General features: G+C 68.8%; 15 protein-coding genes. 7 read left to right on the forward strand and 8 right to left on the reverse strand.

Features of this window, described 5'->3' with window-relative positions:
• Positions 1–42 precede the first annotated feature (42 nt).
• A complete protein-coding gene (locus OUA97_RS03635) occupies positions 43–1,491 on the forward strand; it encodes a coniferyl aldehyde dehydrogenase (protein WP_267230451.1) in 1,449 nt (482 codons plus the stop codon).
• Between the two features lie 375 nt (positions 1,492–1,866).
• Here OUA97_RS03635 and OUA97_RS03640 read toward each other — a convergent pair whose 3' ends face one another.
• A complete protein-coding gene (locus OUA97_RS03640; protein WP_267230452.1) occupies positions 1,867–2,190 on the reverse strand; it encodes a DUF1476 domain-containing protein in 324 nt (107 codons plus the stop codon).
• A 245-nt stretch (positions 2,191–2,435) separates the two neighbouring features.
• On the opposite strand from OUA97_RS03640, the gene purC reads away from it, so the two are divergent.
• From purC to purQ, 4 genes are all read left to right on the forward strand, one after another.
• On the forward strand, positions 2,436–3,194 hold the full coding sequence (purC, locus tag OUA97_RS03645; RefSeq protein ID WP_267230453.1) for a phosphoribosylaminoimidazolesuccinocarboxamide synthase: 759 nt from the start codon (positions 2,436–2,438) through the stop codon (positions 3,192–3,194).
• The gene (gene purS, locus OUA97_RS03650) at positions 3,194–3,436 is read left to right on the forward strand and encodes a phosphoribosylformylglycinamidine synthase subunit PurS (protein WP_183773609.1); all 243 of its coding nucleotides are present in this window, start codon (positions 3,194–3,196) and stop codon (positions 3,434–3,436) included. The genes purC and purS overlap by 1 nt, the downstream gene beginning before the upstream one ends.
• A complete protein-coding gene (locus tag OUA97_RS03655) occupies positions 3,433–3,813 on the forward strand; it encodes a hypothetical protein (protein ID WP_267230454.1) in 381 nt (126 codons plus the stop codon). Before purS ends, OUA97_RS03655 begins: the two co-directional genes overlap by 4 nt.
• Positions 3,814–3,904: 91 nt before the next feature.
• Positions 3,905–4,567 (forward strand): phosphoribosylformylglycinamidine synthase subunit PurQ, encoded by a 663-nt coding sequence (gene purQ, locus OUA97_RS03660; RefSeq protein ID WP_267230455.1) that lies wholly within the window; start codon positions 3,905–3,907, stop codon positions 4,565–4,567.
• Here purQ and OUA97_RS03665 read toward each other — a convergent pair.
• Both OUA97_RS03665 and OUA97_RS03670 read right to left on the reverse strand, forming a co-directional pair.
• Entirely contained in the window at positions 4,564–4,977 is a 414-nt protein-coding gene (locus OUA97_RS03665) for a hypothetical protein (protein ID WP_267230456.1), read from the reverse strand. The genes purQ and OUA97_RS03665 overlap by 4 nt on opposite strands.
• A 45-nt stretch (positions 4,978–5,022) precedes the next feature.
• Entirely contained in the window at positions 5,023–5,493 is a 471-nt protein-coding gene (locus OUA97_RS03670; protein ID WP_267230457.1) for a hypothetical protein, read from the reverse strand.
• Between the two features lie 306 nt (positions 5,494–5,799).
• On the opposite strand from OUA97_RS03670, the gene OUA97_RS03675 reads away from it, so the two are divergent.
• Positions 5,800–6,825 carry a DUF2804 domain-containing protein gene (locus OUA97_RS03675; RefSeq protein ID WP_267230458.1) on the forward strand — a complete coding sequence of 342 codons (1,026 nt, stop codon included), beginning with the start codon at positions 5,800–5,802 and terminating at the stop codon, positions 6,823–6,825.
• 56 nt (positions 6,826–6,881) lie between these two features.
• On the opposite strand, the gene OUA97_RS03680 is transcribed toward OUA97_RS03675, so the two are convergent.
• The gene (locus tag OUA97_RS03680; RefSeq protein WP_267230459.1) at positions 6,882–8,150 is read right to left on the reverse strand and encodes an MFS transporter; all 1,269 of its coding nucleotides are present in this window, start codon (positions 8,148–8,150) and stop codon (positions 6,882–6,884) included.
• A 144-nt stretch (positions 8,151–8,294) separates the two neighbouring features.
• Here OUA97_RS03680 and OUA97_RS03685 point away from each other — a divergent pair, with 144 nt between their 5' ends.
• On the forward strand, positions 8,295–8,801 hold the full coding sequence (locus tag OUA97_RS03685) for a response regulator (RefSeq protein WP_267230460.1): 507 nt from the start codon (positions 8,295–8,297) through the stop codon (positions 8,799–8,801).
• A gap of 114 nt (positions 8,802–8,915) precedes the next feature.
• Here the strand turns inward: OUA97_RS03685 and OUA97_RS03690 are convergent, their stop codons facing one another.
• The 4 genes from OUA97_RS03690 to hdhA form a co-directional block, all read right to left on the reverse strand.
• Positions 8,916–10,430 carry a hypothetical protein gene (locus tag OUA97_RS03690; RefSeq protein ID WP_267230461.1) on the reverse strand — a complete coding sequence of 505 codons (1,515 nt, stop codon included), beginning with the start codon at positions 10,428–10,430 and terminating at the stop codon, positions 8,916–8,918.
• Positions 10,431–10,550: 120 nt separating this feature from the next.
• Positions 10,551–11,099: a sugar O-acetyltransferase gene (locus tag OUA97_RS03695; RefSeq protein WP_267230462.1), complete on the reverse strand. Its 549-nt coding sequence runs from the start codon at positions 11,097–11,099 to the stop codon at positions 10,551–10,553.
• Positions 11,100–11,101: 2 nt separating this feature from the next.
• Positions 11,102–12,811, reverse strand: coding sequence for an amidohydrolase (locus OUA97_RS03700; protein ID WP_267230463.1), 1,710 nt, complete (start codon positions 12,809–12,811; stop codon positions 11,102–11,104).
• A 38-nt stretch (positions 12,812–12,849) separates the two neighbouring features.
• Entirely contained in the window at positions 12,850–13,623 is a 774-nt protein-coding gene (gene hdhA / locus OUA97_RS03705) for a 7-alpha-hydroxysteroid dehydrogenase (RefSeq protein WP_267230464.1), read from the reverse strand.
• Positions 13,624–13,671: the final 48 nt, after the last annotated feature.

Raw genomic sequence — 13,671 nt, forward strand, 5'->3', positions numbered from 1 at the left:
AGAGCTTCCATTCCGTAACGTCACTATCCGAACATCCGCCGGATGCTCGGGGAGGAAACCAACGCCATGGACGCCGCTGCGATGAACGCCCTGCTGGCCAGGCAGAAGGCCGCACACCTGCGCGACGGGGAGCCGTCCGCCCAGATCCGGATAGGCCGCATCGACCGCGCCATCGCGCTGCTGATCGACAACCGCGCGGCCATCGAGGACGCGATTAACCAGGACTTCGGCTCGCGCTCGCGAGAGGCGACCGCCTTCACCGACATCGCCGCCTCAATCGGCCCGCTCAAGCACGCCAAGGAAAACCTGGCCAAGTGGATGCGGCCCGAGAAGCGCAAGCCGACGCCGGCGATCCTCGGCCTGTTCGGCGCCAAGGCCGAGATCCGCTTCCAACCCAAGGGCGTAGTCGGGATCATCAGCCCCTGGAACTTCCCCGTGAATCTGACCTTCGGCCCGCTGGCCGGGGTGCTGGCGGCCGGCAACCGGGCGATGATCAAGCCGTCCGAGTTCACGCCCGCCACCTCCGAGCTGATGGCCAAGATGTTCGCCGGCGCCTTCTCGGAGGAGGAGATCGCGGTCGTCACGGGCGGCCCCGAAGTCGGCCAGGCGTTCTCCTCTCTGGCCTTCGACCACCTGATCTTCACCGGCGCGACCTCGATCGCGCGCCACGTGATGCGGGCGGCGGCCGAAAATCTCGTGCCCCTGACGCTGGAACTGGGCGGCAAGAGCCCGGTGATCCTCGGCAAGTCGGCGGACCTCGAGGTCGCCTCGGCCCGGATCATGAACGGAAAGACGCTCAACGCCGGCCAGATCTGCCTGGCCCCGGACTACGTCCTGACGCCGCGCGAGAGCCTGGAGCCGTTCATCGCCGGGGCCCAGGCCTCGGTGTCGAAGATGTTCCCGACCCTGAAGGACAATCCCGACTACACCGCCATCGTCGCCCAGCGACACTACGACCGGATCAAGGGCTACATCGACGAAGCCCGCGCCAAGGGCGCACGCGTCATCGAGCTGAAGCCCGACGGCGAGGACCTGTCGCAACAGGAGCATCGCAAGATCGCCCCGACCCTGATCATCGATCCGAGCGACGACCTGAAGGTCATGCAGGAGGAGATCTTCGGCCCGGTGCTGCCGGTGAAGACGTATGGCGGCATCGACGAGGCCATCGCCTATGTGAACAAGGGCGAGCGGCCGCTGGGTCTCTATTATTTCGGCTCGGACGAGGCTGAACGCGAGAAGGTGCTCAGCGGCACGACCTCTGGGGGGGTGACGGTCAACGATGTCATCTTCCACGTCGCCCAGGAGAACCTGCCCTTCGGCGGCGTCGGGCCGTCAGGCATGGGCAGCTATCACGGGGTCGACGGCTTCCGCGAGTTCAGCCACGCCAAGTCGATCTACCGGCAGATCAAAGCCGACAAGCCGCTGCAGCAGATGCGTCCGCCGTACGGCCCGGCCATTCGCAAGTACCTGGACGGCCAATTGAAGCGCTGACGAAGACCGCCAGCTCCGAATCGACGGAGCGGGCGGCGCTCGCGCCGGCGAGCGATCCCTGGAGCGGCGACTCGGATTCGCGGGCCTCGACCGGCGTGAACGTGCACACCAGTCCCCAGACGGCGACGGCGATCGGTCGTGGCATGTCTCGCTCCCATCCGGCGGTCTTGAGGCCGCTCGTGGGGGCGCTCTTGCAGCGGTTCGAACGTTGCGCGCAGTTGCACCAAGGCGCATGTGCGCCGCTGCACCGGGGCGCCACCGGTTGCAAATCGCGGCGCCGCGATGCATTCGCAAACCCGCGTTCCATCAATTTCGGCAAGCCAAAAAAAAACGCCGCCCCGAAGGGCGGCGCTCTTTTTGTGATGCCGAAAGGCCTTATTCGCCCGAGCGTAGCTGCTCGCGGGCCTGGGCCAGCAGTTCGTCCATCTTCATGCGCACTTCGCCTTCGCTGACGGCGACGCCTGAGCCCTTCAGGTCCTCGAAGACCTTGCGCAGCACGTCGTCATCGCCCGGCAGCTCGAAGTCGGACTTGACCACGGCCTTGGCGTACTCGGCGACGCTCTCGGCCGAGAGGCCCATCAGACCGGCGGCCCATTCGCCCAGCATGCGGTTGCGACGAGCGCCAGCCTTGAATTCTTGCTCTTGGTCGAGCTCGAACTTCTTTTCAAATCCACGCTCGCGATCGTCGAAGGTCGTCATGTGTTCCCCAGTAGGCGGTCGGTCGGCGTTGCATATCCCGTGAACCGCGCCGTAGCAACGTAAACGCACGATGAGGCGATGCGGCTCTTGCGCCGTTTGCGCCGCGCGGACCAATCCGTTAGTTTTTTCAGGCCTCATATGAGTGAGAGGGCCATACGGTCGGAGCCGCGCGCGTTTGCATCGAACCGCGCGCGTTTTTCGTTTTTCCGCTGGCGGCCAAGCCCTCGCTCTGGGAGAAGGCGCACATGACTACCCGCCGCAAGAAGATCTACGAAGGCAAGGCCAAGATCCTCTACGAGGGCCCCGAGCCCGGAACCCTGATCCAGTACTTCAAGGACGACGCCACCGCGTTCAACGCGCAGAAGAAGGCGATCCTCGAAGGCAAAGGCGTCATCAACAACCGCATCAGCGAGTACGTGATGACCAAGCTGAACTCCATCGGGGTTCAGAACCACCTCATCCGCCGGCTGAACCTGCGCGAGCAGCTGATCCGCGAGGTCGAGATCATCCCGCTGGAGGTGGTCTGCCGCAACGTCGCGGCCGGCAGCCTGTCGCAGCGCTTCGGCCTGCCGGAAGGCCAGGCCCTGCCCCGCTCGATCATCGAGTTCTACCTGAAGGACGACAAGCTCAGCGACCCGATGGTCGCCGAGGAGCACATCACCGCGTTCAACTGGGCCTCGACCCAGGAGATCGACGACATGATGGCCCTGACCCTGCGGGTGAACGACTTCCTGACCGGCCTGTTCGCCGGCGTCGGCATCACCCTGGTCGACTTCAAGGTCGAATTCGGCCGCATCTACGAGAACGACTTCGCCCGCGTGATCCTGGCCGACGAGATCAGCCCCGATTCGTGCCGCCTCTGGGACAGCCAGACGAACGAGAAGCTGGACAAGGACCGCTTCCGCCGCGACATGGGCGACGTCATCGAGGGCTACACCGAGGTGGCCCGCCGTCTTGGCATCATGAAAGAGATGCCCACCGTCATCCAAGGAGGCCTGCACTAGTGCGCGCGAAAGTTCATGTGTTCCTGAAGCCCGGCGTGCTGGACGTTCAGGGCAAGGCCGTCGAAAGCGCCCTGCACGGCCTTGGCTGGCCGCAGGTCGATGGCGTGCGCGTCGGCAAGACCATCGAGTTCGACCTGAAGGACGCGACCGACAAGGCCGCCGCCGAAGCCCAGGTGAAGGACATGTGCGAGAAGCTGCTCGCCAACACGGTCATCGAAAGCTACCGGATCGAGGTGGCGTGAGAGGGCTCACCGCCCTCTTTCCCTTCCTCCCGCTGATCCTGGCCGCCTGCGCGCCGGAGCCTGAACCGGTCCGGCCGCGGCTGTCGCTCGACTGCTCGCTCTCCTACGAGGCTCTGTCGGCCAAGGTCCTGGCCCAGCCGGGCCTGATCCCCGCGCCGCAGGAGCGCGGCGAGCCCTATCGCTTCTACAACATGCAGGGCGGCGGCGAGGCCTTTGTCCTGACGCAGCCCGGCGCGCCCGGCCATCCGGCGATCTTCAAGCAGGAAGCCGTCCAGGAAGGCGGCCGCAAGGTCATGAAGAACACCGGCTGCGCCTATGGCGACAAGGCTGGATTCGACCAGGTCATGGCCTATCTGGAGAGCCTGGGCGCAAGATGAAGGCCGTGACTGTCGAGCGGTCGCCACCTCGCCCGGGATGCGACCACCTCCCCCCTCCCAATTCCCGACAAATTCGCGTAAAGGGCCGCCCATGAAAGCCGCCGTCATCGTCTTCCCGGGTTCCAACTGCGATCGCGACTGCAAGGTCGCCGTCGAACGCTCCACCGGCGCCAAGGTCGACATGGTCTGGCACGCTGAGACTTCGCTGCCGCAGGGCCTGGACCTGATCGTGCTGCCGGGCGGCTTTTCCTATGGCGACTACCTGCGCTGCGCGGCGATGGCCTCGCTGGCGCCGGTGATGAGCGAGGTCCGCGCCGCGGCCGACCGCGGCGTCGCCGTGGTCGGGATCTGCAACGGCTTCCAGGTGCTGACCGAGTCCAAGATGCTGCCCGGCGCGCTGCTGCGGAACGAGAAGCTCAAATACGTCTGCAAGCCGGTGGCGCTGGAAGTCACCAACGCCCAGACCCGCTTCACCGCCGGCTATGCCGGCCGCCGCGAGGTCGAGATGACGGTCGGCAACGGCGAGGGCAACTACTTCGCCGACGAAGAGACGCTCGACCGGCTGGAGGGCGAAGGCCAGGTGGTCTTCCGCTACCTCGACAATCCGAACGGCTCGTCGCGCGACATCGCCGGCATCGTCAACAAGCGCGGCAACGTCATCGGTCTGATGCCGCACCCCGACCGCGCCTTCGAGGCCGAACTCGGTTCGGCCGACGGCGCGATCCTCTTCCAGAGCGCGCTGGCCAGCGCCTAGTCTTCCTGGTCCTCGCCGGTCTCGTCGCCGATCGCCTCGGTGACCAGCCGGCGCCAGACCGGATCGCTGTCGTCGACCAGATCGACGTCCTCGAGCAGGGCCACCGCGCCGGCGCCGTCCGGCAGCACCAGGCCCAGCACCTCCATCACCTCGCCATCCTCGGTCTCGTGGGCCTCGGCCTGCACGACCACGGCGGCGACCTCGCCGTCGTCCTCCCACCAGATGATCGGCTGGGGCAGCTCCATGTCGATCGGGCGGCCGCCGTGGGTGTCGCCCAGGGCGAAGATCGCCACCTTGGCCTGCACGTCCTCCAGGGTCGCCAGCGCGCCGGTGAACGGCTTCAGCCGGGCCCAGTCGTCGACATCATAGCCGCCGCCGTCGAAGGTCGGTTCGTCGTCAAACTCGCTCATCGGGTCTGCCTAGACCCGATGGCGGCGCGTTTCCAGCGCCGCGCCTCAGTGCACCGTGGCCGGGACGCCAGCCTCGTCGTCCCAGAGCCGCACCGGCAGCGGGAACCCGGCCTTGCCGAGCGCCACGTTCAGGGTCCGGGCCAGCAGCACCGGGGCCTCGGGCGCGCCGACCAGCGGCCGCAGCAGTTGCAACGCCACGTCCGGCGCCGTGCGCGCCACGCCGCAGGCCAGCACCACCCGCTGCTCGTCCTGGGAGTAGCCGCCGCAGGCGATGCAGTGCACCTCCATCGCCCGCCGCGCGTCGCGCTCGATGTGCTCCATCAGCGCCACGAACACGCTGGCCACCGGCCTGGAGCTCACGTGCGTCAGGCCCGGCCGCACCAGCTCGCGCGGGTCGTCGCCGGCCATGCGGGCCCGCGCCCAGGCGCGCAGCGAGGCCAGCACCAGCTGCTCAGAGACCGCCAGGCCGTGCGGTCCGACGCGGAGGGACGAAGCAGCTTGGGGGGCGATGGCCATGGGAGCGCTCCTTTATTGCGAATGACTCGCAATATCGATACGCCCGGCAGGCCCGCCGGTCAATCAGCCGGACCGCCTGCGATACGCCGGGCCGACCTGCCGCAACCGCCTCCAGACCTTGTCTATCGGCAGGTTTCCCGACACCTCTCGCAGGATCGTGACCATGGGAGGTGTCCGCCGACTGATTTTGCAGGGGAAATAGCCCTCTGGGCCGGCGGTTTCTGGCGGCTATCGGACGCTATCGGCAGACTTTGCACTGCCGCTACGTCATGCCGTAAGCACGCGCGAGCAACCTGCGGAGGCGACATGCAAAGGCTGATGGGGTCGGGCGACCTGCTCGACGCGAACGGACACCTGGTCGAGCGCGGCTGGGCCGCCAGCGAGGTCCGCCGCTACGACCGCGCCGCCATCGGCGTGCCCCACGACGACACGTCGATCAAGGAGTGGGACTACTACGCGATCCTGTCGCCGGACTTCGGCCTGGCCCTGACCGTCGCCGACAACGGCCACATGGGCTTCCTCGGCGCCTCGTGGATGGACTTCCGGGCGGGGAGCTTCGTCAATGGCGGCGTCGGCCTGCCGGCGCCGCACGGCGCCATGGCCCTGCCGCCCAGCGCCGACGCCGGCGACATCGCCCACGTCCACCCGAAGATGGAGATCGCATTCCGCTTGGTGCCCGGCGGCCGGGTGCTGACCTTCGACTCCCCGAGCTTCGACAAGGGGGCCGGCATCTCCGGCGAGATCTTCCTGGCCCAGCCGCCGATGGACCGGATGGTCATCGCCACGCCGTTCGCCGAGCAGGCCACCGCCTTCTACTACAATCAGAAGATCAACTGCATGCCGGCCTCGGGCCATGTGGTCTACGCCGGCCAGCGCTACGAATTCGAGCCGTCCAGCGCCTTCGCCGTGCTCGACTGGGGCCGCGGGGTCTGGACCTACGACAACACCTGGTACTGGGGCTCTGCCTCGGGCCTGGTCGACGGCAAGCCGTTCGGCTTCAACATCGGCTACGGCTTCGGCGACACCTCGGCGGCGAGCGAGAACATCCTGTTCTTCGACGGCAAGGCGCACAAGCTGACCGAGCTGGAGTTCCACCTGCCGGACGGCGCGCACGACAGCGGCCCCTGGCGCTTCACCTCCAGCGACGGCCGCTTCGAGATGACCTTCGAGCCGATCGTCGACCGCCACGCCGACTTCGCCATGGGGCCGGTCAGCAGCCGCCAGCACCAGGTGTTCGGCAAGTTCTCCGGCGTCGCCGTGCTCGACGACGGCACGCGCCTGCAGGTCCGCGACCTGATCGGCTTCGCCGAAGAGGTCGAGAACCACTGGTAGCTCCACCCGCGTCAACCCGGTCTTCGGCTACGCCGAAACCGGGATGACGCTCATCGTCAGGCCTGCTGGTGCTTCAGCGGCAGCAGGGCCACCAGGCTGATCAGGGCGGCGACCGCCAGATAGATCCCGACCGGGACCAGGCCGCCCTGGGTCGACAGCGCTTGGGCGATCATCGGGGTCAGGCCGCCGCCGATGATGCCGCCGACGTTGAACGCCATCGAGGCGCCGGTGTAACGCACCCGCGCCGGGAACAGCCCCGGCAGGAACGCGCCCAGCGGCCCGTAGACGAAGCCCATGGTCAGCAGCGCCAGCGACAGGAACGCCCAGGCGCCGAGCAACGAGCCGTGGCCCATCATCGGGGCCATCAGCGCGCCCACCGCGATGGCCATGAAGCAGCCGGCCATCAGCACGCGGCGAGGGTTGCTGGCGTCCGACCAGTAGCCGGCCAGGACGATGCCGAGCGCCATGAAGCCGATCGCACCCAGCTGCACGCCCAGGAAGGTCTCGCGGCTGTAGCCTAGGGTCTGGACGCCGTAGCCGAGCGCAAAGGCGGTCGCCAGGTAGAAGGTCGCAAAACAGGCCACCACCGCGAAGGTCCCGGCCAGAGTCGGTCCAAGGTGGCGCTTGAACAGTTCGGCCAGCGGCACGTCCGAGGGCGCCTCCTCGGCCAGGGCCTTGGCGAAGGCCGGGGTCTCGGTGAGCTTCAGGCGGACCCACAGGCCGACGCCGACCAGCAGGGCGCTGCCCAGGAACGGAATGCGCCAGCCCCAGCTCTGAAACTGTTCGGGCGTCAGCAGCACCCCGAGGATCAGGAACAGGCCGTTGGCGGCGATAAAGCCGACCGGCGCCCCCAGCTGCGGGAACATGCCATAGCGCGCGCGCCAGCCGGGCGGCGCGTTCTCGACCGCCAGCAGCGCGGCCCCGCCCCACTCGCCGCCGAGGCCGAAGCCCTGGCCGAAGCGCAGAATGCAGAGCGCCACCGGCGCCAGCCAGCCGGCCTGCTGGTAGGTCGGCAGGAAGGCGATCAGCACCGTCGAGGCGCCCATCAGCAGCAGCGAGGCGACCAGGGTCGACTTGCGCCCGATGCGGTCGCCGAAGTGGCCGAACACGATCGCCCCCACCGGCCGGGCGAAGAACGCCACCGCCATGCTCGCATAGGAGGACAGGAGCTGCATCGAGGGCGAAGCGGCAGGGAAGAACAGCGGCCCGAACACCAGCGAGGCCGCGGTCGCATAGATGTAGAAATCGTAGAATTCGACCGCCGTGCCGACCAGGCTCGCGCCCAGCACACGCCGCGTCGACGGCGCCTCAGTACTCTTCGACATCCACACCCCCCAATGATTGGTGTTTCGCTTCGCGCCAGACGCCTGTCAGGTCAAGGCGCGGGGCGCGAAATCTGCGGTCGGGGGGTTGCGACAGTTCGCCTGATTGGCGTCTATCTGACGTAGCGATTCGCCGGAGACGGGAAAGTGACCCAAGGACTTGGAGCTCTGCGAATACTGGTCGTCGACGACAACGAGCAGATGCGCACGATCGTCGGCACGGTTCTGGCGGCCGCAGGCGTCGGGCGCCTATTCTATGCGACCGACGGACGACACGGTCTGGACCAGCTGATGCACAATCCCGTCGACGTGGCCTATGTCGACTACGAGATGCCGACGATGAACGGCCTCGACTTCATTTCCCGGGTTCGCATGCTGCCAGGCGACGCGCGCTATTTGCCGATCGTCATGCTGACCGGCCATTCGGACCTGCCGCGCCTGAACGCCGCGCGCGACCGCGGCGTCAACGAGTTCCTCGCCAAGCCGGTCACCGCCCGCGACATCCTCAAGCGGCTGGAGTCGGTGATCCTGCGCCCGCGCCCCTATGTCGCCGCGTCGGACTTCTTCGGACCGGACCGCCGGCGGCGCTCGCCAATCGGCTATGCGGGACCGATGCGCCGCGCCGCCGACCACGCCGGCGTGCTGGAGCTGTAGCGTTCCCACACCGCTCATCCCGGCGCGGCCCAATTGAAACCCGATCTACCAATTGCGATTCAGCTTGGGTCCCGGGTTTCGCCGGGATGAGCGGATGAGGAGAGGTCGCGCCAACTACCAGCTTCGGCAGGTCGCCTCGGGAACCGACGCCACACGGAGCCAGCGATAGCCCTGCACCTGGGCGCCGCCGACCTCGTAGGTCGCCGGCTCGCGGGTGAAGCACGGACCGAACGCGCCGGCGTCGGGAACCAGCATATCGCCGCCCAGCACGACCTTCTCGAACGTAGCGACCGCCTCCGGCCCCAGCTCGCGACCGACCATCGCCTTCCAGGCCTCGTGGTCGAAGGTCACGCCCTGCTCGCGGCTGACGAACATCGGCGCCAGCAGGTCGTCCAGCCGGCGCTTGCCGCCCGACTTGGCGCGGATCTTGGCGTCGAGGTCGGCGAAGTAGAGGGCGCCGCGATTGTACGGCACGTGGCGGATGCTCTCGGAGCCGAAGCCGGCCTTGGCGATCTTCTCGGCCGACCAGTCGCGCGCCTCGCTGCCCCAGTAGCCGCGGGCCATGGCGTCGATCTGCTGGCCATACTGTTCAACCGTCGAGAACCCGGACCGCAGGGGTGCGAGCGCCGTATAGTGGGTGGTCAGGCCCTCGCTGAACCAGCTGCTGATCCCGACGGCGCCCGGCGACTCGATCCCGCCGATCCACTGGTGGATCATTTCGTGCGCGAAGGTGCTGCGCGGCCCCTCAGCGTCCGGATCGCGCGGCGCCGAACCGCGCGAGAGCATGAACGAGTTGGCCAGCGCCGTGCCGCCGCCGACCGGCGGGGTGTCGAGGAAGCGCATGAACACCCGGTAGCGCGGGGCCGGCTTCAGATAGCCGAAGTCCTTGTCGAGCTGCTGGTAGAGCTTGCCCGACCATTCGAGCTCGGCGGCCGGATCGAACGGCGCCTGGCCAAGCCAGGTCCCGCTGAAACCATCGACGTCGCCGCGCTTCGGATAGCGGCCCATAGGCCCGGCCATGTACCAGGCCTGGCGCAGCTTCTCAGGATCGCCGGTCAACTCGACGTCGCCATCGCCGAACGAGGCGACCGCGCTGGAACCCCTGGCCAGGCCGGTGAGGTCCCAGCGCAGCTTCAGCTGCGCCTCGCCGACCTGTTCGGGCAGCACCAGGAACCCGGCGCCGGCGCCGCTGACGCCGCCGCCCGAGGGCCGGATGCCGAACGGCGGGCCCTGCGGCGCGCCGGCGGGCTGCACCGCCGAGCGATAGCTGATGGTCACCGGGTAGGAGACCGGCCGCTGGGCGGTCCAATGGCGGAAATAGGGGAAGCCGCCCGGCGCGGCTGGATCGTCGACGGCGGCCAGCGGCACCGCGCCCCTGGCGTCGGTCACGGTCAGGTTCTGCACCCGGTCGGCGACGCCGCGCACCCCGGCATAGGTGACCGGCGCGGAGAGCGCAAAGGCCGCCTCCCCGCCCTCGGTCAGCACGCTGCGGACCTCGATGGCGACGACCTCGGCCCCGCCGTCGCGGACCGGCTTCAGCACCGTCTCGAGCCGCGGCGCGGCCTGCGCCCCGAACGCCAGCGCGCTCGCCGCGCCCGCCAGCAGCCACCGTTGAGATATCCAGCCCATCGCACGTCCCCTGCTCGCACATATGCTATGCGCCGGAGCGGGCTTTTCTATGCAAAGGCGCGAGGCGGACGCCGGGCGGCCAGCAGGCCTTTGCGCCGTTGGTGCAGCCGTGCGGAAGGGCTATGCACGAACCCTGGCCGGATTGCCGACCACGGTCGCGCCAGGCGGGACGTCGCGGGTCACCACCGCCCCGGCGCCGACCAGGGCGTCGTCGCCGATCCGCACGCCCGGCAGGATGATCGCCTCGCCGCCGATCCACACATTGGCGCCGATGCTGATCGGCCGGCCGAACTCCAGCCCGCCGGCGCGGTCGGCTGGGTCGCGCGGATGGTCGGCGGTCAGGATCTGCACGCCCGGCCCGATCTGGGTCCTGGCGCCGATGGTCACCGCCACGACGTCGAGAATCACGCAGTTGAAGTTCAGGAACGCGCCATCGCCAAGGCTGATGTTGAAGCCGTAGTCGCAGTGGAACGGCGGACGGATCGTGGCCCCCTTGCCGGCGTAGGCCAGACGCTCGGCCAGCAGCGCGTGGCGGCGGTCCATCGGCAGGTCCAGCGCGTTGAACCGGGCCATCCAGGCGACCGCCGCGGCATGGTCGGCCTGGATCTCCGGATCGCCGGCGTCATAGAGCTCGCCGGCCAGCATCAACTGCTTCTGGGTCTGCGCCATGCCTATCCGCGCCAGATGCTGACGCCCTCCTTGATCGTTTCGGTGACCTTCAGCGAGGCCAGCTTCTCCGGATCCGTGGCCGTCGGATCGGCCGACAGCACCGCGAAATCGGCCAGCTTGCCGGGAACCAGCGATCCCTTCGTCGCCTCCTCGAAGTGCTGATAGGCGGGCCAGATGGTCATCGCTTTCAGCGCCGCCTCGACGGGAACCCGCTGATGCGGCCCCAGGATGTCGCCCGAGCGCGTGCGCCGGCTGACCGTCGCCGACAGCACCCGCATGGCGTCCGGCTTGGCCACCGGGGCGTCGTGGTGGGTGGTGAACATCATCCCACGCCGCAGCGCCCATCCGGTCGGCGAGATATTCTCGGCCCGCACCGGCCCGAGCACCGAGTCCCGATGCCAGTCGCCCCAGTAGAAGGTGTGCATCGGGAAGAAGGACGGGATGATCCCCAGCGCCTTGCAGGCGTCGACCTGATCCTCGCGCGCCGTCTGGCCGTGGATCAGAACGGGGCGCCGGTCGCCCGGCCCATGCTTTCTCGTCGCCTCGCGCACCCCGGCGATCAACACGTCGATGGCCGCATCGCCGTTGGCATGGACCAGGATCTGCCAGCCGTTGGCGAAGGCCTTGTCGATCGCCGCCAGGCACTGGTCCACCGGCACGGCCGGATAGCCGGCATAGGCCGCGCTCTGGCCGTCGGGCGGCACGAAGTAGGGCTGCGACAGCCAGGCGGTCTTGCCCTGGGGCGAGCCGTCGATCGACAGCTTCACCCCGCCGATCCGCAGCCGGTTCGCATAGGTTCGGCTGAGCAGCGGCGGAACCACCACGTCCGTCGCCGTCAGCACGTCGGGATAGGCCACCACGTCGGCGCTCAGCATGCCCTTGCTGGCCGCCAGCTGCAGCGCCTTCACCCCGCCGCTGGACGACTTGCCGTCCTGACAGGTCGTGTAGCCGTACGAGGTGTAGAGCTTCACGCCCTCGGCGATCATCTTCAGATTGGCGTCGAGGTCGAGCTTGGCCAGCAGCCTGCCCATCACCGCCATGAAGGCGTGCTCCTCCATCACCCCGTTCGGGGTCTTGCCGTCCGGCTCGCGGCGGAACACCCCGCCCTGCGGGTCGGGGGTCCCGGCATTGACGCCCGCCGCCTCCAGCGCCTTGGAGTTGGCGACGCCCAGATGGCCCGACTGGTGGATGAACAGCACCGGGGCGTCGCTGGAAATCTCGTCCAGATCCTTGCGGGTCGGATGCCGCTGCTCGCGCAGCTGGGAGTCGTCGTAGCCGAACCCTATGATCAGGCCATAGCGCTCGACGGACGGCTGGTTGGCCTCGCGCCAGGCCCGCACGATCCGCTGCAGGTCTGGGATCGAATTCCCCTCGCCGTCGGGCGCCGGCAGCAGGTTGGCCGACACCGCCTGCAAGCCGACGAACGAGACGTGGCCGTGCGGGTCGACGAAGCCCGGCAGCAGGGCGCGCCCGCCCAGGTCCACCAGCCGCGCGCCACGTCCGGCCCTGGCCAGCACCTCGTCCCGGCCGCCGACCGCCAGGATGCGGCCGCCGCGCACCGCCACCGCCTGGGCCCGCGGCTGAGCATCGTCCATGGTCAGGATCGGGCCGCCCGCATAGACGGCGGTCTCCTCGGCCGCGAAGGCGCGCGACCCGGCCGCCAGCGCCGCGGCGCCGCCCAACATCACGCCCCGGCGTGTTCCCTGCATCATCTCCCCCGTCTCCCCTCCAGCCGCGGCGTCATCGCCGTCTAGTCGAGTTCCTGCACTCCGCCGCCGCTGACCGTCAGCACCTGGCCGCTGATCCAGGCGGCGGCGGACGAGCAGAGGAACAGCGCCGCATTGGCGATGTCCTCGGGCGCGCCCAGCCGCCCCAGCGGAGTGTGGCGCAGCATCGCCTGTTCCGTCTCCGGTGTCAGCACGCTCGCCAGGGCGCCGGTCTTGATCGCCCCCGGCGCGATGGCGTTCACCCGGATCCCCATCGGCCCCAGGTCGAAGGCGAGGTTGCGGGTCAGGTGGTTGGCGGCGGCCTTCGACGATCCGTAGGAGGCCATCCGCACGTTGCGGTTCTCGCCCGCCATGGACGAGATGTTGAGGACCGCGCCGCCGCCGGCCGCGGCCATATGCGGCGCGCACAGCTGGCAGAGCCGGAAGCCCGAGAAGACGTTGAGCTGAAACGCGCGCACGAAGTCGGCCATCGGCATGTCGAACGGCTTGGGCCCGCCGCCGCCGGCGTTGTTGACCAGGATCGTCAACCGCCCGAACCGCCGCGCCGCCAGATCGACCAGACGCTCCAGGTCCTCGTCGCGGGTGACGTCGCAGCCCACGGCCAGCGCCTCGCGCCCCGCGCTCGCCAGGTCGTTGGCCAGCGCCTGCGCGGCGGCTTCATCGCGGTCGCTGACCACCACCGCCGAACCGGCCTGCGCAAACCGCTCGGCGATCGCCCGGCCGATCCCCGCCCCGGCGCCGGTGACGATCGTCACCTGTCCGTCCAGCGCCAGCAGCCCTTCGATCCCTTCCGCCATCCTGACCTCCCTACGTCGCCAGGTGAGCTAACGCGCGGGTTGATCGGC

This window comes from Phenylobacterium sp. 58.2.17 (assembly GCF_026411515.1).
Taxonomy (GTDB): domain Bacteria; phylum Pseudomonadota; class Alphaproteobacteria; order Caulobacterales; family Caulobacteraceae; genus Phenylobacterium.